This is a genomic window from Rhodoglobus sp. G.S.23, assembly GCF_056675935.1.
In genome coordinates, this window is the sequence record NZ_CM155237.1 from 243,915 (window position 1) to 268,389 (window position 24,475).

Below are 24,475 nucleotides of genomic sequence, written 5' to 3' on the forward strand. Positions count from 1 at the left end.
TGTTCTAGAATCCGAAGTTGAAGTTGACGAGCCATGCAAAGATTCCCGAGATGCTTCCGAGAACGATCGTGACGATCGCAACGATGGCTACGTTCTCTCCGGCCCAACTTTGCATCCGTTCCGGAGCTATCGACTTGGCTCCTAACGAAATGACGGCGACTATCAATATCCCGAACATGATGACCAGCCCGGCGCCCAGAATGTAGGAGACGATGACTTGAATGCCGACCATGAAGGGTGCGTTGAAATCCGGATCGATTTGAGGGACATCGACATCAGCCGGGAGACTGGCGATGAGTTCCATTGCGGAGTGGATCATTTGTATTCCTTCTGTGAGCGAGTAATGGTCAGAGCGAGATGCCGTTTTGCAGCATGAAAGGTCTTGGATCAACGGGATTCCCGTTGATGTTGAGCTGGAAGTGCAGATGGCAACCGCTAGAGAGCCCCGTTGAGCCCTCTATGCCAATCTGATCGCCGGCGGACACTGTTTGGCCCTCGGTCGCCAAAACGCCACCGTTGGGCATATGGCCATAAATGGTGGTGTACCCGCCGCCGTGGTCGATAGTGACCCAGTTTCCGTATCCTCCTGAATTCCACCCGGCAGCGGTTACCGTCCCGGGGCCTGCAGCGTAAATGGGGCTGCCGCAGCCGGCCGATAAGTCGATTCCTTTATGGAACGTCGAGCACACTGCGCAGCCAGAACGATCGGGGTATCCGAAAGCTGCAGTTTCGTGGTAACCACTTTTCGGAGCACCCCAATCGCCCACGATCAGCGGCCCGCTATCGGCGCCCGTTGTCGGTGTCGGGGTGGGCATCGCGCTCACGACTCCGATGAATAGAGGGAGTGAGAGCAGTAGTGCACCTACCACCGCAGCTGCTCCGAAGCCGAGCAGTTTCAGAAGGGGCTTTAGCCCCACGGTTTGAATGACTTTTACGACCACGGGAGCTGCCATTAGTTGTATACCTCGCTGAAATACCGGATGACGGTGCAGTCACCGCTCTTCTGCGGAGTGGGAGGAACTGGGAAGGAGCCATCGCACTGGATTTGCATGGTGACGCTCAGCGGATAGGTTACTTCGATCGGATTCCCGCTTTGTTCCGCAGTAGTTTCCACTGTTAGGTCGACGGTCACTGTGTGGAGGCCACCAGCTATCGATTCATCCAGGGACCCAGCTTGGATCGATACATGGTCATAGTCGACCTTTACCGTCCCCGTGGGCTTCGCCACTAAGACGCTCGCATCGCGTGCAAGTGAATCCCAACGCGCGGTGTCTCCGATCACATTGCTGTAGATCTCATCGAGTCGAACCTCGCGGATCCGTTCGAGCTCTGCAGGATCAGTGCCATAGCGCTGGTCGTATCCGACCCATGCAGCGATGTAGTCCATGAAGCCTTTACGATCGACTTTCGTGGCATCCACCGTGACAACCGCTTTGGCTGCCTCGGTTGCGTAGAGTTCGAGATCTGACGTGATGGGCTGAGCAACGAGCCCGATTTCTGCGACAGTTGGATCGACCACATCTGTCTGGGGATCCTGCGGGGTACCGGTTGAATCGGCCGGCAGGCTTTCCTCCTCGCTTGGAACAGATTCTGAAGGTTGCGGCGATCTCGAATCGCTGGCTGCGATTGCTAGTGACCAGACGATGCCGATGATTACGACGAGTCCGACAAGTGCAACCGCGATCAAAGCGATCCATCGCCGGACTCGCAGTTGTTCCTCCGTGCGTACTTTCGTCATCAGCAATCTCTCCTCTAAGTGGTTGGAAATCCGAGCCTTTGCCCGAGTTTTCTTCGCATAACGTCCGTATCACCCTACTCTGGGGGGTAGACGCTTAGTTCCACTTAAGTTGTGCACGTCGCTGCGAGCTGCACCAATAAACAATGCCCAAGTGCGTTGATAGTGACAATACTGCATTTGAACATGTTTAACCTTAAATGACAACTAATTACTTCACCACGAGACGCCAAGGAGGGGTACGTTAAGTTCGCTCAGGGAGGCCTCGCCGTTAGGGTGGGCCTGGCGACGAGTTTCGGCGCCCGCAGCGCTTTTTCCCGGCTGAGTGCGTAGTCGCGGCATAATGCAGGGACTACGTAGCTCCTATTTGTCTGTGAAGAAACGGTTGGCCGTGTCGGTGTCAGTATCTTTTTGCTTCAGTAAGCAATGCATTGCTCCTATTGATAATGTAATCTCTCGTTGTGCCCAGCCTGTTGAGTCTCGCGATGCCTGAAGAGAAGTATTGGTTGCGGTTTCCCCAAGTCCTGAGCGTCACTGAGGTCGCCGAGATCACTCGAGTGTCCACCGTCACAGTGTGGCGGCTGCTCAATAGCGGCAAGATCCCGGCGCACCGCATCGCGGACGCTTGGATCATTTATAGGGAAGAGATTCAAGCCTGGGCCGATAACGGATCGGAGCCACTCCAAGTCCACTCACCCACCAAGTTCCTTGAGGGGTATCCCGAAGAGCTCACGATTGAAGATCTCAAGGCTCTGCTCGGAAAGACCCAACAGACGGTGTACCGCTGGCTGTCAGCAGGGAGCCTCGACCCGACAGGCTGGCGAGTGGGCAGAAAATGGTTGCTCCACAAGAGCAGCTTCATCGTCCTTCTTGAGAACAGCAGCAACCAGCACCCCGAGTTCCGAAGCGGCCTGGCTGACGAAAGCTGGGTTAGTGACGGTGTAAAACCTGGTGTGAGGCGAAGGGAAAAAGGCGACTTACGAGACGGTTGACGGCTACCTGCGGCGCAGAGGCAACCGTTGCCCCTAATAGCCGACAATGTAGTCGGGGCTCCGCTCGGTTCAATAGGACGCTAGTACTCTTGCAGGTGTGGCTCGCGCCGATCCCAACCTGGCTGAGTCTCGGAGCTGGATTAAGCGGGACGAAGGGGTGATGGTCCGAGGTGAAAGCCAACAGCCTTGCCCCTGCCCATCGCGGCTATCAATACCAAGACTTGATATCCGCAATGGCTCTCGTGGATACGCTCCTGCAGCAGACTACCGAGACGATCATCGATCGCAAGCTCTTTTCGGGCGACCTGTTCGACGATCTGACCATCTCAACTACGGTCGGTCGTCAGCGATTGCAACTCAAGCACTCTGGCGATCCGGATGCCGTTCTCCATCCTTCATTGTTCGGAGGGAATGCTCGCGGCGTACGACTGGACCTCCTGATCTCTGCGCTGCTCGGCGATCGTGCTGCTTTCCCCAGGGAAGCGGACGCCACGAAGTACCGCCTCATGTTCACAGCGCACCTCCCCGGCTCAGGGGAGTTGGCCAATCTTCTTCACCCCACATCCTTCGGCGGTGCCGCGCCGCTGACCGGTCTGGGAACGGTCGCCCGGCGCTTCGACCCGTCCCAGCTCTGGGAACTGCGGTCCCGGGGGCAAACGGGCGGGTCTCTTGCGGCTGCACTATCGAACCTCGAGAAGATCACGCAGGACGAGCTCCGTTGGGTATGCGAGCGGTTAATCATTGAGGGGTCAGCTCCCAGATTCAGTGGTGATCTGCTCGCGCCCGGAAACGCAGAGGAGCTCTTGCTGCACCGCGTGCGCAATGAGGTCGGGGCCGGCTCGTTCCCGAACGCCGATCTGGCGCCCATCGATTTCGCTGCTCGGCTGATTCTCGCCGCACAGTCGGCGCGCACAGGGCTCGACAGCACGACTCCCGAAACCCTCATCCGGCGTACTCGGCTGCGTACAGACTTCGGCGCGGTGAACGCCGCTACGCCCGTAGTCACGGAACATGAGGTTAGCCGCCATGCACTCGTCACGGACCTCGTCGCCAGGATTGATGCTCAGAGCGAGGCCGGGGGTGCCTTCGTCCTCGCGGGACCTCCTGGGCAGGGAAAATCGTGGGTCAGCGAACAGGTCACGTCTCGCCTCAAGACCGAGGGCTGGCTTGTCGCTGAACACTATTGCTTTCTGGGAGAAGCGGACCACGAGCGCGACGACAGAGTGCTGTTGGACGCGATCTTCGGGAGCCTGATGGCTCGTTTGGCCGACGCCGACGGGAAGTTGGTGGTCGACAACCTTCCGCGTTTTACCGCTGATCGCAGCACTCTGCAGCAGTCCATCCGTGCCGCGACACGGGGCGGCAAACGTAGGGTTGCGCTCATTGTTGACGGCCTCGACCATATCTCTCGAGTTGTGCGCGCTCACCGATCCACTAATCCGTCGCTCGTCGTGTGTGAGGCCCTTGCCCTGTTGGACCTGCCGGCCAACGTCGTACTCGTGATCCTCAGTCAACCCGGGGATCATCTCGCCCCGTTCGCCGGATCGAGCCGGGCGGACCTGCCAGGGATGACTCGTGATGAGCTCGGGGAACTGAGTGACCGCCTCCTCGGAGACACGACTGAAGCAGTCGACTCGCGTCGGCACTTTCTCGATGTGCTGGTCGACCGATCGGGCGGCAACGCTCTATATGCGACATACCTATGTTTCGAATCGTCCCGCCGCGACCTGGACCGGTATCCGGCACGTGCCGAGCTGATCTCCGCTCTGCCGCCGTTCGACGGCACCTTGAAGAGCTACTATCAATACCTCTACGCCGAGCTGGATGCTGAGGGATGGGTGGTCGCCGAGGAACTCGCGGTCGCGAACTTCGCGATGACGCGGGAGGAACTGGATCAGTTGCGGAGCCCGTCCCGCGTGGAGGCCTCGCTTCGTGTCCTCTCGCCGGTGCTCCGGGAGCAGGTCGGCTCAGGGATCCGGTTCTATCACGAGTCGTTCGGCCGTTTCGTCCGAGAGAGCCTCGCAGAGCATCCGGACGAGGTTCAAGCACTTTTAAAGACGATCAGCGACTGGCTAGTCAGGCGGGGACTCTTCGAGGATCAACGTGCGTTCCGATGGCTTCTCCCGACCTTGGCTGAGCAGGGGCGGCACGCCGAACTGGTGGCTCTCATCGGCGACGACTTCGTCGATACGGCTATTGCGAACGCGTTTCCTGTTCGAGGGATCAGCGCGAACCTCGCACGCGCCTCGGAGTCCGCGGCCATCCTTTCGGACTGGCCCGGGTTGGTTCGTCTGATCCAGATGGCAGGCGCCGCTCACACTTTCGATTTCGATCGCTTCGAGACGCTCGTCGATTTCACTGACGTGCAGGCGAGCTTCGTCGAGCCTCAGCAGATCGCAGATCGGCTCAGTGATGGCGATCGCTTGGTCGTGACCGGTAGGCAGGCTGTGCTGAGGTGCGCTGCGCTTGACGCCGCTGGTGCGGTGGCGCCCTGGGCGGAGTGCCTCGCCGCCTACGAGCGCGAACGAAAAGGCGGCAACGTGCACCGGGGGAGCGCCGACGATCAGGAGGTCGCGCTAGCCGTGCTTCGGGGGCGCCTTCGCCTCGTGCCGACTGGGCTGTCTCCTCGCGACCTCAAGTGGAAGCGAATCGCCAAGTACGTCGACCGTGCCGGGACCCACATCCCGGAGGTGGTTGACCTAATTGGCGACGTCGTCGGGCTCGAATACGTCCCGTTGCTCGCGAAGCACTCCAGCAACGGCGGACTTTTCCTGCTCGACCTCGCTGAGCGCGTACCTTTCTACCGCGACGTGGCGCTTGAGCAAATCCGAAACGAACGACGCGGGGTCGCTGGCTCGGCGCATCGCGCACTGGGGCTCGGCCTCGACCCGGCTGAGGTGTGGCCGGCGGTCTCAAAACTCCGAGAGCGGCTTCTCGACAGCACGAGAAAAGTCATAGTCGGCCCGTCATCGTCTCGACCGGAGTTGCTCGAAGATTGGCTTGACCTCTGCGCATATGCGGTGCTTCTCGACCCGGTCGGCCTCGCATCCGCAGAAGCTCTCGTGCAAGGTGAAGGGTGGTACCGGTGCTGGCTCGAGTTTTTGATCGAGCTGGTCAGAGCGGAGAACGCGGAGAAAAAGCAGGGCGCCGCTCTGGCGCTCGATGCGCTCCGGATTCTTGAGAAGGAAACCAATCCCTTCCGCGGCAAGCCGCGCGCCACCGACCTCTACTCGGCCCACGAAACGATCGGCAGCACGATCACGCGTGCGCTTAAACTCGTCTCGCCTGAGCAATGGGGACAAGCGCTCGAGATCCTCGGTCGGGTAAGTCACGCCACGACGACGACCGCGATGGGTTTCGCGGGTGGGCCGCTTCTCGCGGACGTCCTCGCGAGCATCGCCGAGAACGTTTCACCCGAGAAGGCGCGCGGGACTCTCCGGATCCACCTCCATTCCCAGATCGCCGACGCGGGGGCCGACGTGATGTATCCAGAAATCGCCGGCTACCACCTTCGTCTCGCGCGGCTCGAACTGCAGGACGGCGCGACCGAGAAGGCAGCGGAACATTGGCGCTTGGGAATCTCTCACCTCACCGCATATGGGTCACACAAAGACGCCACAATCTACGAACTTACGGAACCCCTCGAGGATCTGATCGAACTTGATCGACCCGCCGTACGGCAAGCGCTTCAGCGGCTTCAGCCGATCACGCTCGCCGTGGAGCATCACACCGACGGGCGCGGAACGAGCAGAGTGCACTCCGGCTGGTGGAAGGAGGTAGCGCGTGCGGATCCCACATGGTTGATCGACATGGCGTTGCCCGAACTCGCCGACCATGTCAACTCATCGCATTGGGCACTTCAAGCCGCAGTTGAGGAAGTCTGGGCCTTTCACCGCAGGAGCGCGGACCCGCGCATCTCGGCCGCCGTCCGCGTTGCAGTGGAGGTCGCCCTCACCGACACCGACCCACCCGACCTCGCGAGGTACCTAGAGGCTGGCCTCCTTGGCGAGGTAGGAGGCGAATACCTCCTCCGCGCGGTGATGTCACGCTTCGACGAGCGTGCGACAAGCTCGACGTATACCAACGGCCAAGAGATCCTTGACGCAACGGAGGCGCTTCTCGCTCGGGCGAACGAGGCCATCGAAACGACATCCCTCCCCCGTGCTTACAAAATCCGGCCGGAACGAGTTGCTCCGAAAGAGAGCGACCGCTGGGGAGTGTCGTCGACCCGATCCAGTGCGCCCCTGATAGTCGACTGGTCAAGTGGAGAAACCTTCGCGCCCGGTCTGCCTGGCGTGTACGAGGCCATCCACACGATCCGACAACTGCGGCGGGATTCCGAAGGCAGCGGGCTCGGACCCGATCAATATCAGAACGTGATCGGATATCGACTCGTTGAACTCGATGAGATTGGGCGAGTCGGTGACGCCGAACAGGCGCTGTTCGAACTCGCCGACGCTCTGCCGTACGGCGAGCGCCCGATCCTCTTGACCTCGCTGAGCGATGGGTTCCACCGGCTCGGTCGAACTGTGCTCGCGGCGACTGCGGGGGTGCTCGCGTGGACCCGAATGCGTCAACGTGGCGGCTGGGGGGCGTTCGGCGCGGATGCGAACCTCGAATATCTCGCGCGAGCATTCAGCGTCGATGAAGCCGTCGCTCGGCAGGTGCTCGGTCGCGAGGTGGCCCGCATTACGATCACATCGGACTCGTCGGGACCGTCGCAGGCGTTGATCCATGCGGCGGGAACTGGCGCCCTTCCTTGGGCCGGAGGCCCGGCTGATGCTGCTATTAGGTGTTGGACCGCGGCGTGCGACGTGGTGGACCGACGCACGCCGCGGTTCCCTGCATCGGATACCTCGGATTACCCGTACGTTCCGACAGCAGTTGCCCAGCTTGCACAAACAGAGATCGACCGCTGCGTCGCATCAGTGGCCCTCGCGCGAGTCTGCGCTCCCGGCCGGGAAGGGAAGCGCCGTGCGCTTATCGCAATTGGCGACCTCCTCGAGTTTCGACCTGGTTCGATCGTCCGCGATCTGGGTCACTTCGTCGGGAGTCTGAGTGACCCTGTGACCCAACACGCTGTGCTGTCGACCGCACTCGCCATTCCGGGTGTCTCTGACGAGCTACAGAGTGTCTTGTTCGACCTGGCCAGGTCCGAGCTGTTGTCGATCCGGAGCCTCGCACGTCTGCACGTCCACGATCTTCCAGATCTCCCTGTCAGTTCACCCCTCGACGAGCTTCTTGCAGCCTTGCGAGACACGGAATGGGACCCGCCACCGGGCCCTGGAGCGGAGGGGCTTCTCGAGGAGTTCCTCGCCAGCCGGATCGCGAGATCCGCCCGACTCATGCCCGAGCTGGAGAGCGCAATCCTCGCGCGCCTCTCCAACGAGGAAGCCGCCTCGAACTGGAAGAAGCGGGTCTCGTTGCAACTTGAGTCACTGGCGTCACGAGCTCGATTCCGTTGGCCCGACGCGGTTCTATCCCATGAAGAGGCAGTTGAGCGTGAGGTTCAGACCCTCGCCGGCGCGGCACGAGTGGCTCGTATCGTCGTGGGCGACCCAATCGCGAAACCCGCCGAATGGGAAGCCATGCTCGGCGCCCGTCTCGAGCCCGACGCCCGAAATGCATTGGACATCGAGGGCACCCGTATCCCCCGTCCGGATATGCCTGCCGCACCTCAGCCCGGCGACCCGGAATGGGCCGCCGGCGCCCAGGGATCACGCAAGACGATTCGGTCCGAGGGTGATCTTGCCGGGCTCGAGATTGATGGGTGGATCTGCGTCGGTCTCATCGAGCGGCGCGAGTACGAGGGCAGGCGTTCAGATTCGAAGGGCAGCACCAGCCTGACGATCGCGGGTGTTTACGTAGGCGAGCCGGCTCGCGGTGACATCCCACTCGGAAGAGGAATGCTTCGATGGTGGCGAGAATCTGGCCGAAACGAGCCCCTCTCACCGCAACCGTTCCCTCTCGTTGCGATGAGCAATGACGAGTCGAGTCCTACGGGTCTAGGAGCTCCCAACTTTCTCCTGACGCCAACCCCAGCTCTCCGGGGTGCGCTCGACCTTCGGCCAACCGACCGCGCGTTCTCGATGGCCGATGACACCGGTGAGGTGGTCGCTCGGCTACTCGTATGGCGCGCGGAGTACGAGGCTAGCGACTACGAGCTCACCTATCCGCGAGTCCAGGGCCAAGCCCTCGTGATTCGACCCGACCGGATGGGCAAGGTCGCGAAGTCGATGCCATTCGACTTGCAATCCGCGCTGTCTAGGACACTTTTCGTTGTGTCCGATCCGGGCGACGATGAGTGACGTCCATGACCAGTGTGATGTCTCAAGACTGTGGTTTCTCAGGATTGTGATCTAGCAGGACTGTAAAACTGAAAGAGGTTGTTGACAATCGGTCTTCCTGATGGAAGGAAGATTCTATGAAATCAAGGACCTCTGCTTCGGTCGAGCGGGAGATCGAGGTCACCGCGCGTCATCATGATCGACCTCAGTCACCAGCGTTTCGCTGAAGTTTCGACGACTTCCGCATTGTGATGTCTCAGGACATCACACAGGGGCGGTCTGACCAATAAGCTTTATTTTGTTGCTGATGATCGGGGTCGTCCGCTGAGCCTGATCCTGACTCCAGGAAGCATTAATGATGCTCGCCGCCACGATCGAGGCGATCTGCGTTCCGGGCGTGATATTGGCCGACCTCGTACTCGATCGGAGCGGGTCCTCGCAGACAAAAGAATTCCATCGCATGGGGATGCATGCCACTGTCGTAGATCGTCGCCGTGGTGAGGGTGCGCTTACTCCCGATCAATGACCTGCCCTCCGTCGACGGGGAGCACCGCGCCTGTAATGAATGACGCCGCGGGACTGAGCAGCAAGACAATCCATCTAGCTAGTTCTTCGGCGGTGCCGATCCGGCCCAGGGGCACCTGTTCGGCGAGCCATCGGTGGGCTTTATCCAGGTCGTCGGCCCAGGTGGCATGGATCGGAGTGTCGACCGGGCCAGGGGCTACACCGTTGACACGTACCCCGCTTGAGGCGAGTTCACCTGCAAGCGAGGATGTCAGGTAATCAAGCGCCGCCTTGCTCATCCCATACACGGACTGACCGACTCGCCGAAGCGTGCCAGAAGACGAGCTGACATTAACTATGGCTCCCCTTCCCGACCTCATCAGCTGAGGCAAAGCGGCTTGGATGAGGAAATACGGAGCGCGCACGTTCGTATTGATGTGGTCATCAAAATCATGCACCGTCCAGTCGGCTAGCGGCTGATGACGCACAGTCGCCGCGTTGTTAACGAGCCCATCGATACGGCCCAAATTGGCAAGCGTCTCGGCGATGATGTGGTGCGGACTGGCGGCAGCGGAGACGTCCGCTGTGATGGTCAGCGAGCGACCTCCAGCTGATGAGATACGGGCTGCCACCTCATCCAAGGTGTTTGAGCGGCGCGCGACGAGTACCGGTACGGCACCGGATGCCGCGAGCAACAGAGCGGTTTCACGGCCAATTCCGCTGCCAGCCCCAGTCACGATCACGACAGCATCTTCCATCTTTAGCGAAATTCCGGGTGAGTTCACAGATTGTCCTTTCAAGAGTTCCAACGTCAGGGCCGTATCAGGGATGATGTTTAGCGCTAGATGAGCAAACCGCAAACCGCGTGAGGAGATGCTCCCGTTCTAGGCCGATTTTACGCGCGCCATCTTCTTGTATCCGATGAGTGGGTGGTGCGCTGGGACCGCCGGTCATCGCCCAGCGATCCCAGCTCCCGCGCCTACCAGCCTCGGACGATGCGGTTTCGCAGCTGTCCTATTCCGGTCGCCTCGATCATGACATCATCCCCGTCACGCAACCAGAGTGGCGGCGTGCGGAACGTACCGCACCCGGCGGGAGTGCCGGTCGTGATGACGTCACCAGTCTGGAGGGTGAGGTGTCGCGAGGCGTGCTCGATAAGTGCAGGCACGTCGTAGATCCATTCGCTGGTGCTCGAGTCCTGTCGCAGCTCGCCGTTGACCCAGCTGCGTATCTGCATAGCGTTTACGTCGGTGATGTCGGCGGCGGAGACGATCCACGGGCCCATTGGGCAGAAGGTGTCGAACCCCTTTCCCAGATCCATCTGGTTCGCGCGAAACTGCACGTCGCGACCGCTGATGTCGTTGATGAGTGTGTAGCCGAAAACATGCGCGAAGGCGTCGTCGCGAGAGATATTCTTCCCGGGCTTGCCGATCACGATTGCCAGTTCCACCTCATAGTCGACCTCGGACTCGGGTGCGGGGAGCACCACCTCGGTTTCGGGTCCGGTAACCGAGCTGGGGAACTTCGAGAAGAATCCCGGCTCGACGGGCATCACGGCCTTCGGGTTCTCGGCGCGATGGCTGACGTAGTTGATACCGCTCCCGAAGATCTTGCCCGGGCGCAGCAGCGGAGCGAGCAAAGTATACTCGTCCTCGATCGACTGGCCAGTCGGGGAGGCGAGCAGGCCCTCGACGTCGGCCGCGATTGCCTCGGCAGCGGTCGGGTAGGGCAACAAGAATGCCGTGCCACTGTCGTCGATCGTCGCCGCGCTGGTGGCATCGTCGACAAAGATGGTCGCGAGTCTCATCGTTCCCGTACCTCATACTGGTCGCCATCAATGATGAGCTGCTGGCCGGCCACGAGCGCGAGCGGCACGCGGGAGCCGCTTGAGTCGTGGAGCGGGACCTCACGCAGGAACTCCTGAACGTGCGGGTCGGACACTTCTTCGTAGTGAGTCGCTACGGCGTACTTCACGCCCAGTAGCTCGGCGGCATAAGCCGCCTCGGGAGCGCTCATTTCGCCGGTAACCACGGTGCCCCCGCCGGGGGCCACAAGTGACCATGGTTGCGAGCAGCCGAGAAGGCCTACAGTCGGCTTGTGCAGCGTGCCGATCAGGGCCATCTCGGCCGTAATCGCGCTGTCGCCGAAGTGGTACACGCGCACGTCGGGCTCGAACTCCACGACGAAAGCCATGGGCACGCCGCTGATGACCTGCCCATCCGCGAGCTTGGCCTGCGACCAGTGCGCGCATGGCACGGGCCGAATGATCAGATCTCCGAACTGCACACGGATGCCCCAAGTGGTGAGTCGTAGCTGGCTGTCGGGCACTCCGGCCTCACGCAGCAGCGCTGCCGTGTCCGTCCCGCACACCACCGTGGCGCCGGTGCGGATCGCGACGCGAGCGGCATCGCCCATGTGGTCGATCGCCGCGTGGGACGCGACGATCACGTCGGGCGCCTCGAGCTCATCCGAGGAGATCACTGCGGCGGGATTGCCGTCGAAGTAGGGGTCGAAGAGCACCCGACCGTTAGGCCCGCTGACCTCATACGTGGAGATGCCGTGATAGGTGATTGTCGTGGTCATCGGATCCAGCTACTTTCAAGTCCGGAGATCAAGGAGACCATGACCTCGTTGAGGGGCGTCGGAGTTGAGGTCGAGACACCCGCGCGCACCACGGCGGCATTGATGACCTCGATCTCGGTCTTGCGGTGGGCGTCGGCATCCTGCAGCATCGATGCGCGTCCGTTGCCGGCACCGGTGAGGGTCGCCCGGATTTGTTGGACGCGCTCCTCGGGGTCTATATCCATTCCCATCGCGACCGCGACCGCGGCGCTCTCGCGGGCGATCCGCTCGACGACCGGCCACATAGCCTCGCTCGCGCCGAGCGGGCCAGCGGGCAGGCCAGTCAGCGCTGCGGTGGGCAGTGTCGCGGCATTTAGGATGAGCTTCTTCCAAATCTCGGTGCGAACTGTCGGGGTGACCGTGGTCGACCACCCGCTCGAGTCGAGCAGTGCCGCGGCAAATTGTGCGGAGGAGTCGTCGCGCCCGTCATAGCTGCCGACGAAGGTGCCGCCACGGCCCGAGTGGCTCACCACGCCCAGGGCCATGACGCTGCAACTGTGGTACGTCACGCCGAAGACGAGTCGCTCGGATCCGAGCACCTCGGCGAGCACGTCGGCGTTACCCCAGCCATTCTGGAGCGAGAGAACCACGGTGCTGTCGCCACGCATGAGCTTGACCGCCTCCGCTGCGCTCCTGGTGTGCTGCGCCTTCACGAAGAGCACGATCAAGTCGGCGATCCCGACGCTCGAGGCGTCCGTGGTCGCGTGTGGGCGACTAATCACGGAGGTGTCACCGGAGCGCACCTCGAGACCATCGGCTAGCACCTTGTCGACCAGCTCCGCGGACACGTCCACGATGAACACCTCATTGCCGGCAAGAGTTGCCTCTGCGGCCAGCGCACCGCCCATGGCTCCTGCGCCTACGACTGCGAGCTTCATCTTTTCTCCTTCATTTGTACGAGCATCTTTTCGACGCTCTCGGGGTGTGCAATGGCGAAATCGATCATGTCGGGGACCTCATCGAGTGAGATGCGGTGGGTGATCCACGTTCGGAGTTGGTCTTGGTGTCTTCTGACCAGCTCGACGGCGCGGGGAAAGAGCCCTGTATTGTTGCGGGATCCGTAGACCGTGACCTCCTTGCGGGAGAACTCGATCACCGGGATCGACACCTCGCGGTCGGAGATGCCGACGATCACGATCGAACCTGAGTGGGCGACCAACTCGAAAGCCAGGCGGATGAGCGCGGGAACACCGGTCGCGTCGATTACGACGCCGATGCCATCGCCGCCGGTGAAGTCCGCGACCAGCGCAGTGAGGTCCTCTCCTGACGTGTCGACGACCTCCGCGGCACCCATAATCCGCGCCGCCTCGAGTCGGGAAGAGATGCGGTCGGCTACCATCACGCGCGCTCCGAGGTCGGCTGCAGCGAGGGTCGCGGCGAGCCCGATCGGTCCGGCACCGAGCACGAGAACCGTGTCGTCCTCGGCGATCTGTCCCCGCACCACGGCCTGCAGCCCGATCGATACCGGCTCTACGATGGCTGCGAGTTCGGCATCTAAATCGCCAACGCCGTAGAGGGCGCTGCTGCGCACGACCACCTCATCAGCGAGCGCTCCGGGCGCATGGGCGCCCATCACCTTCAGCGACGCACAGGCGTTGTAGTGACCGCGACGGCAGGCGAAACACTCACTGCACGGGATGACCGGCTCAACGGCAACGGTGTCGCCGACCTTCAGCTCGCCCTCATAGTCGGCGCCTAGTTCGAGGATCTCCCCGCTGAACTCATGGCCTTGTGTTTGCGGATACCGCGCGTAGGGGTGCTCGCCCGTGAATAGTGCGTAATCGCTTCCGCACAGACCAACGATTGCGACGCCCACTCGGGCTTGGCCCGGATCCATGGTCGGTGATTCAACATGTTCGATGCGCATGGATCGAGGGGTGAGTGTCACGGCTTTTCGCATCCTTCAACAATACGGAACTTTACGGAAGTGGTCAACCGGTTTGACAAAAAATCACGCGGATTGCCCCAATCTCCTTGACGATTGCCGTGGCTCTGCTACGATCGCCTCTAACTGGTCAACCGGTTAGACAAATTTTGGAGGTTTGATGGAAACCCAACAGGGCACCCTGGGCGAAGATCCGAGCGGCTCCAATGGCGAGGCCATCACCCCGCGCCTTGTCATGACAGACGTCGTGAAGACCTTCGGTGCGGTGCACGCACTCAGCAACGTGTCCATGGCCGTACTCCCCGGCGAGATCAAGGCGATCGTGGGCGAGAACGGCGCGGGCAAGTCCACGATGATGAAGATCGTAGCGGGTGTCGAGAACCCCGACTCCGGAACCGTGCTGTTCGACGGCCTCTCAATTGCATCTATCGACGAAGGCCAGGCGGCAGCGCTCGGCATAGCCATGGTGCACCAGGAGCGAAGCCTTGTTCCCCACCTGACGGTGGCCGAGAATATCTTCGCCGGCCGCCAGCCGGCGCGTTTCGGACTCATCGATGGGCGCCGTATGAGTCGCCTGTCGAAGGCGCTGCTCGAGCGCCTGAACATGAGCACTTCACCGAGCGCTCTCGTAGGGTCAATCAGCCCGGCGGAGCAGCAGATGGTCGAGATCGCCAAGGCATTGTCGCAACACCTTCGCCTACTGATCCTCGATGAGCCAACAGCAGCGCTCACCGTCACCGAGAGTGAGCAGCTCTTCGGGATCGTGCGTAAGCTCCGCGACGAGGGCGTCTCGGTGCTCTACATCTCTCACCGGTTGGCGGAGGTCTTCGCGCTAGCCGATTCGATCCTCGTGATGCGGGATGGTTCGGCTACAGCTGACCAGCCGACGGACGAACTCACCGAGAGTCAGCTGATGACCCTCATGGTGGGACGCGAGTTGTCGTTCAGTCGCGTCCAGCGCCCGGAGGGCCACACGGTCGGAGCTGTGCGCCTCGCCGTGAGGGACGCTTCGGCGCCACCGCGGGTGCTGGATGCGGACATCGAGGTGCACGCCGGTGAGATCGTGTGTCTCGCCGGGCTGATCGGCGCGGGCCGCACCGAACTGTGCGAGGCCGTGTTCGGACTCAACCCGAGGTTCTCGGGAACCATCGAGGTCGACGGCGTGCCCGCCAGAATTTCCTCGCCCGCCCAGGCGATGGCACATGGTATCGGGATGATTCCCGAAGACCGCAAGGATGCTGGGCTGTTTCTGGAGATGAGCATCGCGGCCAATATCGCAGCGACCAATCTCGATGAGGTCTCCACGAGGGGCTTTATCTCGGACTCGAAGACCGCGAAGCTCGCTTCGCGGTTCGTCGAGCGGCTGAGCGTGCGCACGCCGAACGTCCACCAGCCCGTGGATGCGCTGTCTGGCGGCAACCAGCAAAAGGTGCTGCTCGCCAAGTGGATTGCCAGGAATCCGGGGGTTCTCATTATCGACGAACCGACCCGCGGTGTTGATGTCGGTGCGCGCACCGAGATCTACACGGTCATCCGGGAGCTCGCCGCGAACGGCACGGCAGTGCTCGTCGTCTCGAGCGACCTCACCGAGGTACTGAGCCTCAGCGATCGCATCATCGTCATGGCCGAGGGCCGAACCGTAGGCACGCTTAGGGGTGCAGACGCGACCGAGCTCGCGGTACTCGAGTTGGCAGCGTCCACCCATCCGCACGACAACAAGGAGATATTCGCATGACCACCGTCAAGGATGACGCCGCAACCGTAGTCGCCCCCCGCCGCAATCCCATGCTGCGCTTCGCCGTGCTGCTAGTGAACAACCGACCGATCCTGCTGGTCGTGCTCATCGTCGCCTTGTTCGCCTACATGACCTACATGTTCCCGTACTCGTTCCCGACGACAGAGAACGGGCGAGCGGTGCTTCTCAACGCGGCGCAAAGCGGAATCCTGGTGGTCGGGATGATGCTGCTCATGATCGGCGGCAGTTTCGACCTCTCGATCGGCTCGATCCTCGCGCTCAGCGGTGTCACAAGTGCACTCGTGATCACGCAGCTCGGACTCCCGCCGCTGGTTGCCGTTCTCGGCGGACTCGTCGTGGGTGCGTTGTCGGGGGTGCTCAACGGATTCATTGTCACGCGCATCCGTATCAGCGCACTGATCGCGACTTTGGCAATGGCCGGGATCCTCCGCGGCGTCACTCAGATCTTCTCTGGCACCGGCGTAGGATACATCGACCCCGAGTTCGCGAAGATCGGTCAGACTAACATCCTCGGGTTGCAGTCGCCCTTCTGGATCATGATCATCGTCGCGATCGTGGGTGGGGTGCTGGTATCCCGCACCCGCTTCTTCAGGCAGTACTACTTCGTCGGAAGCAACCCACGCGCTGCCCGGCTGTCCGGAATGAAGCCCGATCGACTACTGATGATCGCGTTCATCTTGATGGGAACGCTGGCGGGCCTCGCCGGCGTGCTCAGCGCAGCGCGACTGAACGCCGCCGTTGTCAGCGCGGGAGTCGGCATCGAGCTCCAGGTCATCACCGCCGCGGTACTGGGCGGCGCAAGCCTGAAGGGCGGCGAAGGCTCCATCCTTGGCGGAGTACTCGGTGTGCTGTTTATCGCCCTGGTCAACAACGCGCTCATCATCCTGCGCGTCGATGCGTTCTGGCAGAACATCGTCGTCGGGGTCGTGCTGCTTCTCGCAGTATCACTCGATCGCTGGAAGAGGTCCACCGCCTGATCCATCCGAAGCAGGCGCGGAACAGTAACACCTGTCATATCTGGTGCAGCCCGCACCGAAAATTGCAGTTCACCAAAGAAAGGATCGAAGATGATTCGCAACACCAAGATTAGAGGCGGAGCCGCCATCGCTCTCAGCCTCGGCGTAGTGCTGGCCATCGCGGCCTGTACTCCTGAGAACGCTCCAACACCCCCTACGGGTGACGGCGCTGACGTCTCCGGTGAGACCTACTACTGGATCTCACAGAACTCGACCTTGCCGCTGTTCGTCGCGAACGACTACCCAGGCTGGGAGGCTGCGGCAGCAGAGCTCGGCGTTAAGGGAGAGATGACCGGTCCGACCAACATCGACCTTGCCGCGTTCATCGCAACGATCGACCAGATCTGCGCACAGAAGCCGGCCGGCGTCGCCGTCGTCGGATGGGACCCGTCCCTGAGCGCCTCGGTGGACAAGTGCATGGCCGCGGGCGTGCCGACTATCACGGTCGATGCCGACCTGCCGGATTCCGACCGACTTGCTTTCGTCGGCACCGACTGGTACCAGATCGGTGTCGCGCAGGCGAAGGCCATGATCGAGGCTACAGAGCCGGGAAAGGTCGCAACGCTGTCGATCATCGCAGCCGACAACATGAAGCAGGCGCGTCAGGGATTCCAAGACACCCTTGAGGGCACCGGCTTCGAGATCGTTGCCGAGGAAGATGACGGTGGAGGCGCGGAGATCGCGGCCACCAAGACCTCAGCCCTGCTGGTCGCCTACCCAGACCTCGTGGGTATCGCCGGATTCGACTCGGAGAGCGGTGCGGGCATTGTGCGCGCGCTCACAGAGGCGGGCAAGGCCGGCGACGTTGCGGTCACCGCGATGGAGCAGACCCCGGAGTTCTTCCAGACGGTGAAGGACGGCACGGTCAACGCGATCATCATCCAGAAGCGCGTCCTGTTCACCTACTACGGGCTCAAGATGCTCTTCGACTACAACCACAACCAGCAGCGCATTCTCGGGCTGGACACGGATGTGGCGTCCTCGATCCCGGCGGGCATCGACACGGGTCTGCTCGTGGCAACTGCCGAGAACATCGACGGGATCATCGACGCACAGAAGTAGAAGTTTCGTCCCCTCCGCGGCCGAGGTCAGGACGGCCCGCGGAGGGGACGATTTCTCCTCCGCCGACCCGATATGAAAGGAACACCCGTGTCAGGCGAATGCCATCACACCACCCCCGCCGACCCCCCACGTTCAGTGCCCGCTCGACGGATCGACCACGTCGCGATCGCGACGCTCGACGCCGACGAAGCGGCCATCTGGTACATCGAAACCATGGGTATGACGATCGTCGGTGACGAGCTTGTAAGCTCGGCTGGTGTGCGGCTCATGTACCTCGCCCCCGACGGCACCGATCCGTCCGTAGCGACGATGGTGCAATTGGCGGAACCGACCGCCGAGGGCCAGATCCGCACATTCATCGAGGAGCAAGGCGAGGGGTTCCACCACCTCTGCTTTACGGTAGACAGCATCGAGAACTTCCTCGAAGATGTCGAGCAGGCAACGAACTCGATCTTCCGGGGCGGCAGGGATCGACTCGCCTGCTTCCTCGAGCACCGTCCTCTCGGGGTGTTGATCGAGCTCACCGAGACCGAGCTCATCGTGCCGACCGCTACCGTGACCGTGACCGACAGCGCGGCGGTCGAAAGATGACCGGGCGCCTGGACGGCAAGCGAGCTGTCATCGCGGGTGCCGCTGGCGGAATTGGGTCGGCGGCGGCTCGCGCCTTCGTGCGTGAGGGGGCGGTGGTCGGGCTTCTCGATCGACCACTACCTGCACTCGATGCCCTCGCGGCCGAGTTGGGCGAATCCGCGACCGCACTCCCGTGCGACATCACGGACGAGTCCGCGGTGGCGGCATCTTTTGCCGACTGGGCGAGGGCGTACGGAGGCCTCGACGTGATTTACTCGTGCTCGGGCATCCAGTTGCACGGTGAAGACGGTGTGACACACGAGACGAGCCTCGAGGTATGGCAGCGTACTTTCGCGGTCAACGCCACCGGTGTATTCCTGACGCTCAAGTACGCACTGCCTTTGCTGGTTGATTCGGGCGGCGGCTCTGTGATCATCTGCGGTTCGCCCACGGGTCTCACCATGTCGGGCGCTGGATACTCGGCCTACTCATCATCGAAGGCCGCCGTCATGGCGCTCACCAGGGTGGTGGCGTCCGACTACGCATCGCAGGGGATCCGTGCGAATACGATCGTTCCAGGCACCACGCGCACGCCCCTTATCGCGGGATTGCTCGCCGACGAGTCGCTGCTACATGAGCTGGAGGCCAAGGTGACCACGGGGCGGATCGGAACCCCGGACGACCTCACCGGTATCGCAGTGTTCCTCGCTTCGGACGAGTCGTCCTATGCGACCGGTGCGATCTTTGCCGTTGATGGTGGACTCACCAACCGATGAGTGAGGTGCATGAGCTTCGCGCGGGGCCGCTCTCGGTGATCTACAAAGGCGACGAGCTGCGCGACATCCGCATCAATGGGCGCGTCGTGCTCGACCGGCTGTACTTCGCGCTGCGCGATACAGACTGGCTGACCCTGCCGCTATCGCTTGAGGACCCGGTCGTCGAAGTCGACCCGAGCGGGTTCAGCGTCTCGGTTGCCGGCTCCAGCGCGACGCCGGATGCGGTCTTTCGGTTCTCGCTCGAGTTCGTCGGAGCTACCGGCTCGCTGATGGCGCGCGTGCGCTACCGAGCCACCGAGGCCACCGCCGTCAACCGTATCGGTTTCTGCCTGCTGCACCCTATGGACTTCGCCGGCGAGCCGCTCGTCGTGAAGGGTCGCGACGGGCCGATCGAGAGCAACTTCCCGTCGAGCATCGCACCCTGGTCGCCCTTCACTGAGTTCCACGGCCTACGGATGTGGGTGGGTGGGGTGAACGTCGATTTCGATTTCGAGGGTGACGAGTTCGATCTCGAGGACCAGCGCAACTGGATCGACGCGTCGTTCAAGACTTTCGCTCCACCGCTCTCCAAACCCCTCCCGCGGCAGCTCTCACCCGGCGAGGAGGGGGAGCAGTCCGTGACGCTCCGATGGGCGGGTGCCCCGGACTGGTCGACGATGCTAACGCGGGTGACGTCGGCTCCGGTCGCCGCCCCGAGCATTGGGTTAGGGGCATCACGTGGACAGGTTGCCGTGACTCAGGCTGAGGCAGAATTGCTGCGCGCCCTGGACCCCGCCTGGATCGCCGTGACTCTCTTGCTCGATACCGAGTGGGAGTCACGGTGGCGCCGCGCCGTGACGGAAGCAGAAGCCATCGGGCTTGGCATGGATGTGACCCTCGTGGCGTCGGACCCGGCGGCGGTGGCGGACTGGGGGGACGGCATCCCAATGCCCTCGGCGGGCCTCGTTCGCCTGCAGAGTTACGACTTCGAGACCCACGTCACCACGACCCCCCACGCCGAGGCTCTGCACCATCTGCGTACGCGCGTGCCGCGCTTCTCGGGCGTGCCGATCGCGGGCGGCGCGAGGTCGAACTTCGCGGAGTTGTCGCGGACCAGAGAGCAGCTGCCGCTGCACCTGCTCGACGAGGTGGTGTTCGCCGCCAACCCCCAAGTGCATGCCTTCGACGAGGAGTCGATCATGACCACGCCGCGTGCGCTCGCGGTCGCGGTCTCAGACGCTCAACGCCTAGCGGGTGGCATTCCACTGCTGGTAGGACCGTTGACATTCACTCGTACGTTCAACGCAGTCGCCGCCCATCCAAGGGAGCAGCCCGAACTTCCGCCGGATAAGAGGCAGCACGAACAGGTCGCCGCCGACTGGATGGTTGCCGCGATCGACGCCTCGGCCAGCGCCGCAGGCATCACGGTCTATGAAACGCGAGGGGACTGGGGAGTACTCGACGCCGCCGGTGCCCCGACACCCGTCTACCGCGCGCTCGCCGCGCGGGCGGCTCGGATCAGGACTGAGCCTCCTCCACCGAACGCTTGAGGCGGTTGCCCGCCGAAAGCATGTGCGCTTTCATGGCGACTTCGGCCGCGTCGGCGTCACCCGCCTTGATCGCTCTCAGGATGCGACGGTGCTCATCTAGGGTTGACTTCGTCGTGCCATCCGCCTTCACGGCGCGCTCCACCCACACCTGCAATAGGGAGCGAACGCTGTGCAGGATGTCGGCTAGCACGGTGTTGCCTGTGATATCTGCGATCTCAAGGTGGAACGCCACGTCGGCGTCGATGAAGTCGTCTAAGCCGCTCTTTGCAGCGGCCATGCGATCGGTGTGCACTGTCAGGCGCACGATATCATCGGGGGTTGCCCTCTGCGCGGCAAGCCGCGCAGTTATCACCTCGAATTCGGCCCGAGCCTCGACCAGGTCGAGGGTGCGGGGCTGCCCGAGAGCGAGACCCCAATTGATGACCGTCGGGAGAAGGTCGGAGCTGTGGCTGCGCAGGTACGTTCCTGAACCGGGTCGGCTGTCCACGATTCCGAGCACCTCGAGCGCGGCGAGGGTCTCGCGGATTGCCGACCGGCCCACCTGCAGCTGGGCGGCGAGCTGGCGTTCTGACGGCAGGCGCGATCCGGGGACGAGGTCACCGGTGGTGAGGTGGTTAAGCAGACGGCTGGCAACTTCGCGAGTGATTGAGTCGCGCGTCAACGGTGTCAAGTTGCTGGTGTCGAATACTGATTCCTGTGCCACGTGCCTGCCTTTGTCTCAACGTGCTTGACGGAAATCCAGTCATGGATCGTCCTACTGGTCCACCAATTCTCGCACGAGTTGGGACAGCGTTTCTGGCTCACCGATATTTCCCGGAACGACGATGTACGGAATAGGTCCCCCCGTCCGGTCGATTCGCCATAGAGAGATCCCCGCGGCGACCTGGCCCTCGACCCACGCGGTCGCGGCCCCGAGACCCAGCCGGGCGATATCGGCCGACGTGATCCCACCCTTCGCGAGCACGAGGCCTGGGAGGTCAGCCACATGCGCGACAGTCGCACTAAGGGCGGACATCACGCGAAAGGCATCGGCGAGTGAACTGTGCTCGGCCCGGCGAACCCGCTCCGTGGAAAGCACCACCACGTCGTGGCTGGATAACGCTTCGCGCAGGGCCGTGCCCGCGATACGGGATGCGGCGGCAGGATCAACGATTGCGGCATCAGTATCGATCTGCACGAGCGTCGGCCACTTCTCGAGCAAGGCCGCCAGTTGCGCGGTCGTCGCCGAGGTGTGCGATCCGGCGACGACCAGCACCGGTCTAGTCCGGTCGATGGATTTCAGGTCAATGAGGCTCGTTGACTTCACGCTGGCGAGGTAGGCGGCGAGCGGCGCGGCGCACCGCACTACGACGGAGCGGCCAGAGTCGACGAGGCTGAGGATGTCGTGGGCGATGGCCGCGAGGTCGGCGTCTGTGCGGGCATCCGGAATCATCACCGTGCCGGCATCGGCCCGCGCCGCGCTCTCTAGGAAGCCGCCGGGGGAGCAGGTCACGACGGCGCGATCGCTGCGCTCGCGCACGTAGTCGCGTAAAGTTCGTGCGGTGAAGCCGAAAACGGGGTCGCCGGCGAACTCCGTATCTGCTGCGTTCAGCCATGTCCCGCCGACGAGCACGCGGTGGACCCCGTCAATGGTTTTGCGACCACCGGCGGGGAAAGCCGGTACGAAGACGATGAGCGAGTCCGGTTCGACGAAGACCTCGATCTCCGGGAACACATGGCCTCGCAGGGTCGAGTCGCCGCGCTGCACTACGAGAATCTGCGCGTGCAGCTGCTCGCTCGCGTAGGCGATGTGCTCACGAAGCTCCTCGAGCAGCGCGCGCGCGTCGGCCTCTGTGACCGCGCGAGTGTTCGTGATGACGTAAACGGCGGCGTGATCGGCGAGCAGGCGCCGAAGTCCCTCGCGGTCGCTAGAGAGCATGACAGGCACCCCGGCCGCCTCCTGCGAGCCGGTCGGGTCGTCATCAAGCACCACCACACGTCGTTTTCGCGGGGAGGATGAGAGGTTCTGTTTGGCAGGCACAGCTTAAATTTGACAACCGGTTGACCAATTTGTCAAGAGTTATTATCGTCGCGGTACGGAAGGAACCGACTCCAGCGATGGAGATTCGCCCCACGCAGTCGGCTCGACGGCGACGCGGTCGTTATACTGGAGGGACTCGATCTGCGGCCGGTACCATGCCTTGCCTTACACCTCAGCGTGGTTCGGCGTACCCACTCATCGTAATTTCTCACGTTTGAGATGCTCGTCGCCAGCCGCGGCGTCACCACGGCCGACCTCACCGTGCCTGCCGACGAGGTATCTGCGCTATGGCCGTCCTGCGCCCCGGACAGGTCAGCTGTGTCATCTTCGCCCACGGCGTCGGCCTGGGGTCTGCTGCACTGATAGGTGCCAAGCGATGGTGTCGGGTCGGCTCCCATTCCTTGGCCGTTGCAACTTCGGCGCAGTTTCAGATGAGCTCGATGCTGCCGGTCGGGATCGCGCTCGGGGCGTGGTGTGGCGGCGGGAGTGAGGCTCGAACGCGGCCTCACCCTCGATTCGGTAGCGGGCAACTAGTTTGCTGACCCATCCTTTTGAGATCCCGTAGTCGCGGCCGACTTCGGCGTGGGTACGGCCCTCGAGAACAACGGCGGTGATAACCAGACGAGCTATCGACATGTTCCACTGTGTCGAGAAAAGAGTTTCCTGTGGCTTGGTGGTGGGGTTTCCGATGTCTTGAAGCCACACATCTTTGGGGACCTGGGCGCGCCGTCCGCCTGCCCATCGGTTCAATGACATCCGTGGCGACTATTGTGTGCTCATGGGCGGAGAAGAGTTGCAAGCGGAACGCGCTGCACTCGTGGCGCTGTTGCGGCACGTGGAAACCACGAAGACGACCACTCACACAGCGCTACGCGCCCGATTCACGGGCGGTGAGACGCCCACCGAAATCCTTGCGGGGTTCGGTGGTAACACGCTATTCGACGACACCCCCGAGCAGCTTCAAGCGGGATTTCGAGACATTGAGGGTTGGAGCTCATCGGGGTATCCGATGCTCACGTTCTTGGATGACGCGTATCCGGCGAGCTTGAAGGCTGTACATGATTACCCGCTCGTGCTTTTTGCAACGGCCCCCCTCCGAAATCGAGAGAGCGGCTTTGCCGTGGTCGGTACTCGCCAACCAAGCCATCAAGGTGCCGCGTTTGCCCGCGATCTCGCCAGAGAATTGGGAAAGGCGAATTTCTCAGTGATTTCTGGCCTGGCACGGGGTATCGACACGTGCGCGCTCGAAGCGGCAGTTGCCATCGGGGCCAGGGCAGTTGCCGTCATTGGTAGTGGACTCCAACATTCTTATCCCGCTGAGAATGCAAAACTTCAGGGGACCATTGGAGAAACCGGAGTTGTGCTCTCTCAGTTCTTTCCGGAGGCGCGGCCAGTGCGCGCAAACTTTCCCATCCGAAACGCGACGATGAGCGCATACTCTCTGGGGACGATCATCGTCGAAGCTGGTGAGACAAGCGGTACGCGGATTCAGGCGCGCGCTGCGATCAAGCATGGGCGACCACTAATCATGACGAAGCAAGTCGCGTCCCAGACAAAGTGGGCACAGAACTACATTGAGGCGGGCTTTGACATTTCAGTCGTTGGATCCGTGGAAGAAGCCCTAAGGGCAGCGGACACCATTGCGAACCGCAACCAGCGATTTGAGACCTGGGTCAAGGAGCTAGTCTCGGGTTGAAATACACCGCGGCAGATATCCAACG

General features: G+C 62.3%; 21 protein-coding genes. 10 read left to right on the forward strand and 11 right to left on the reverse strand.

Features of this window, described 5'->3' with window-relative positions; genetic code table 11:
• Positions 1-4: 4 nt before the first annotated feature.
• Genes AC1ENN_RS01235 through AC1ENN_RS01245 form a run of 3 tightly spaced genes read right to left on the reverse strand, consistent with a single transcriptional unit; the run spans position 5 to position 1,738 of the window.
• On the reverse strand, positions 5-319 hold the full coding sequence (locus AC1ENN_RS01235) for a hypothetical protein (protein WP_480406451.1): 315 nt from the start codon (positions 317-319) through the stop codon (positions 5-7).
• A 28-nt stretch (positions 320-347) separates the two neighbouring features.
• Positions 348-953: a M23 family metallopeptidase gene (locus AC1ENN_RS01240; RefSeq protein ID WP_480406452.1), complete on the reverse strand. Its 606-nt coding sequence runs from the start codon at positions 951-953 to the stop codon at positions 348-350.
• Complete coding sequence (locus AC1ENN_RS01245) at positions 953-1,738, reverse strand: hypothetical protein (protein WP_480406453.1); 786 nt, start codon at positions 1,736-1,738, stop codon at positions 953-955. Before AC1ENN_RS01245 ends, AC1ENN_RS01240 begins: the two co-directional genes overlap by 1 nt.
• Before the next feature lie 458 nt (positions 1,739-2,196).
• On the opposite strand from AC1ENN_RS01245, the gene AC1ENN_RS01250 reads away from it, so the two are divergent.
• The 3 genes from AC1ENN_RS01250 (at position 2,197) to AC1ENN_RS01260 (ending at position 9,540) form a co-directional block, all read left to right on the forward strand.
• Complete coding sequence (locus AC1ENN_RS01250) at positions 2,197-2,727, forward strand: helix-turn-helix domain-containing protein (RefSeq protein ID WP_480406454.1); 531 nt, start codon at positions 2,197-2,199, stop codon at positions 2,725-2,727.
• Positions 2,728-2,897: 170 nt separating this feature from the next.
• Complete coding sequence (locus tag AC1ENN_RS01255; protein WP_480406455.1) at positions 2,898-9,035, forward strand: P-loop domain-containing protein; 6,138 nt, start codon at positions 2,898-2,900, stop codon at positions 9,033-9,035.
• Positions 9,036-9,369: 334 nt separating this feature from the next.
• A complete protein-coding gene (locus AC1ENN_RS01260) occupies positions 9,370-9,540 on the forward strand; it encodes a hypothetical protein (protein ID WP_480406456.1) in 171 nt (56 codons plus the stop codon).
• Here the strand turns inward: AC1ENN_RS01260 and AC1ENN_RS01265 are convergent.
• The 5 genes from AC1ENN_RS01265 to AC1ENN_RS01285 form a co-directional block, all read right to left on the reverse strand.
• Positions 9,524-10,303 carry an SDR family NAD(P)-dependent oxidoreductase gene (locus tag AC1ENN_RS01265; protein WP_480406457.1) on the reverse strand — a complete coding sequence of 260 codons (780 nt, stop codon included), beginning with the start codon at positions 10,301-10,303 and terminating at the stop codon, positions 9,524-9,526. The genes AC1ENN_RS01260 and AC1ENN_RS01265 overlap by 17 nt on opposite strands.
• 194 nt (positions 10,304-10,497) lie before the next feature.
• Positions 10,498-11,325 carry a fumarylacetoacetate hydrolase family protein gene (locus AC1ENN_RS01270; RefSeq protein ID WP_480406458.1) on the reverse strand — a complete coding sequence of 276 codons (828 nt, stop codon included), beginning with the start codon at positions 11,323-11,325 and terminating at the stop codon, positions 10,498-10,500.
• Positions 11,322-12,101 carry an MBL fold metallo-hydrolase gene (locus AC1ENN_RS01275; RefSeq protein ID WP_480406459.1) on the reverse strand — a complete coding sequence of 260 codons (780 nt, stop codon included), beginning with the start codon at positions 12,099-12,101 and terminating at the stop codon, positions 11,322-11,324. Before AC1ENN_RS01275 ends, AC1ENN_RS01270 begins: the two co-directional genes overlap by 4 nt.
• Positions 12,098-13,018, reverse strand: coding sequence for a ketopantoate reductase family protein (locus AC1ENN_RS01280; protein WP_480406460.1), 921 nt, complete (start codon positions 13,016-13,018; stop codon positions 12,098-12,100). The genes AC1ENN_RS01275 and AC1ENN_RS01280 overlap by 4 nt, the downstream gene beginning before the upstream one ends.
• Positions 13,015-14,028, reverse strand: coding sequence for a zinc-binding dehydrogenase (locus tag AC1ENN_RS01285; protein ID WP_480406461.1), 1,014 nt, complete (start codon positions 14,026-14,028; stop codon positions 13,015-13,017). Before AC1ENN_RS01285 ends, AC1ENN_RS01280 begins: the two co-directional genes overlap by 4 nt.
• Before the next feature lie 157 nt (positions 14,029-14,185).
• On the opposite strand from AC1ENN_RS01285, the gene AC1ENN_RS01290 reads away from it, so the two are divergent.
• From AC1ENN_RS01290 to AC1ENN_RS01315, 6 genes are all read left to right on the forward strand, one after another.
• Positions 14,186-15,760 (forward strand): sugar ABC transporter ATP-binding protein, encoded by a 1,575-nt coding sequence (locus AC1ENN_RS01290; RefSeq protein ID WP_480406462.1) that lies wholly within the window; start codon positions 14,186-14,188, stop codon positions 15,758-15,760.
• Complete coding sequence (locus AC1ENN_RS01295) at positions 15,757-16,758, forward strand: ABC transporter permease (protein ID WP_480406463.1); 1,002 nt, start codon at positions 15,757-15,759, stop codon at positions 16,756-16,758. Before AC1ENN_RS01290 ends, AC1ENN_RS01295 begins: the two co-directional genes overlap by 4 nt.
• Before the next feature lie 90 nt (positions 16,759-16,848).
• Complete coding sequence (locus tag AC1ENN_RS01300; protein WP_480406464.1) at positions 16,849-17,859, forward strand: substrate-binding domain-containing protein; 1,011 nt, start codon at positions 16,849-16,851, stop codon at positions 17,857-17,859.
• Between the two features lie 87 nt (positions 17,860-17,946).
• Positions 17,947-18,450 carry a VOC family protein gene (locus AC1ENN_RS01305; protein WP_480406465.1) on the forward strand — a complete coding sequence of 168 codons (504 nt, stop codon included), beginning with the start codon at positions 17,947-17,949 and terminating at the stop codon, positions 18,448-18,450.
• Entirely contained in the window at positions 18,447-19,205 is a 759-nt protein-coding gene (locus AC1ENN_RS01310) for an SDR family NAD(P)-dependent oxidoreductase (RefSeq protein WP_480406466.1), read from the forward strand. Before AC1ENN_RS01305 ends, AC1ENN_RS01310 begins: the two co-directional genes overlap by 4 nt.
• A complete protein-coding gene (locus AC1ENN_RS01315; RefSeq protein WP_480406467.1) occupies positions 19,202-20,734 on the forward strand; it encodes a D-apionate lactonase family protein in 1,533 nt (510 codons plus the stop codon). The genes AC1ENN_RS01310 and AC1ENN_RS01315 overlap by 4 nt, the downstream gene beginning before the upstream one ends.
• Here the strand turns inward: AC1ENN_RS01315 and AC1ENN_RS01320 are convergent.
• The 3 genes from AC1ENN_RS01320 to AC1ENN_RS01330 form a co-directional block, all read right to left on the reverse strand.
• Positions 20,703-21,437: a FadR/GntR family transcriptional regulator gene (locus AC1ENN_RS01320; protein WP_480406468.1), complete on the reverse strand. Its 735-nt coding sequence runs from the start codon at positions 21,435-21,437 to the stop codon at positions 20,703-20,705. The genes AC1ENN_RS01315 and AC1ENN_RS01320 overlap by 32 nt on opposite strands.
• Positions 21,438-21,488: 51 nt before the next feature.
• Positions 21,489-22,754, reverse strand: a complete 1,266-nt coding sequence (locus AC1ENN_RS01325) for a four-carbon acid sugar kinase family protein (protein WP_480406469.1) — start codon at positions 22,752-22,754, stop codon at positions 21,489-21,491.
• A gap of 321 nt (positions 22,755-23,075) precedes the next feature.
• Complete coding sequence (locus AC1ENN_RS01330; protein ID WP_480406470.1) at positions 23,076-23,510, reverse strand: sigma factor-like helix-turn-helix DNA-binding protein; 435 nt, start codon at positions 23,508-23,510, stop codon at positions 23,076-23,078.
• A gap of 22 nt (positions 23,511-23,532) precedes the next feature.
• Here AC1ENN_RS01330 and AC1ENN_RS01335 point away from each other — a divergent pair, with 22 nt between their 5' ends.
• Positions 23,533-24,450 (forward strand): DNA-processing protein DprA, encoded by a 918-nt coding sequence (locus AC1ENN_RS01335; protein ID WP_480406471.1) that lies wholly within the window; start codon positions 23,533-23,535, stop codon positions 24,448-24,450.
• The last annotated feature ends 25 nt before the right edge of the window (positions 24,451-24,475 follow it).

What these genes read in the sequence shown, in the direction of transcription:
- AC1ENN_RS01240 (WP_480406452.1), bottom strand. Translation starts at nt 953, where the DNA reads ATGGCAGCTCCCGTGGTCGTAAAAGTCATTCAAACCGTGGGGCTAAAG.
- AC1ENN_RS01245 (WP_480406453.1), bottom strand. Translation starts at nt 1,738, where the DNA reads ATGACGAAAGTACGCACGGAGGAACAACTGCGAGTCCGGCGATGGATC.
- AC1ENN_RS01270 (WP_480406458.1), bottom strand. Translation starts at nt 11,325, where the DNA reads ATGAGACTCGCGACCATCTTTGTCGACGATGCCACCAGCGCGGCGACG.
- AC1ENN_RS01280 (WP_480406460.1), bottom strand. Translation starts at nt 13,018, where the DNA reads ATGAAGCTCGCAGTCGTAGGCGCAGGAGCCATGGGCGGTGCGCTGGCC.
- AC1ENN_RS01290 (WP_480406462.1), top strand. Translation starts at nt 14,186, where the DNA reads ATGGAAACCCAACAGGGCACCCTGGGCGAAGATCCGAGCGGCTCCAAT.
- AC1ENN_RS01330 (WP_480406470.1), bottom strand. Translation starts at nt 23,510, where the DNA reads ATGTCATTGAACCGATGGGCAGGCGGACGGCGCGCCCAGGTCCCCAAA.
- AC1ENN_RS01295 (WP_480406463.1), top strand. Translation starts at nt 15,757, where the DNA reads ATGACCACCGTCAAGGATGACGCCGCAACCGTAGTCGCCCCCCGCCGC.
- AC1ENN_RS01260 (WP_480406456.1), top strand. Translation starts at nt 9,370, where the DNA reads ATGATGCTCGCCGCCACGATCGAGGCGATCTGCGTTCCGGGCGTGATA.
- AC1ENN_RS01275 (WP_480406459.1), bottom strand. Translation starts at nt 12,101, where the DNA reads ATGACCACGACAATCACCTATCACGGCATCTCCACGTATGAGGTCAGC.
- AC1ENN_RS01300 (WP_480406464.1), top strand. Translation starts at nt 16,849, where the DNA reads ATGATTCGCAACACCAAGATTAGAGGCGGAGCCGCCATCGCTCTCAGC.
- AC1ENN_RS01315 (WP_480406467.1), top strand. Translation starts at nt 19,202, where the DNA reads ATGAGTGAGGTGCATGAGCTTCGCGCGGGGCCGCTCTCGGTGATCTAC.
- AC1ENN_RS01235 (WP_480406451.1), bottom strand. Translation starts at nt 319, where the DNA reads ATGATCCACTCCGCAATGGAACTCATCGCCAGTCTCCCGGCTGATGTC.
- AC1ENN_RS01310 (WP_480406466.1), top strand. Translation starts at nt 18,447, where the DNA reads ATGACCGGGCGCCTGGACGGCAAGCGAGCTGTCATCGCGGGTGCCGCT.
- AC1ENN_RS01335 (WP_480406471.1), top strand. Translation starts at nt 23,533, where the DNA reads ATGGGCGGAGAAGAGTTGCAAGCGGAACGCGCTGCACTCGTGGCGCTG.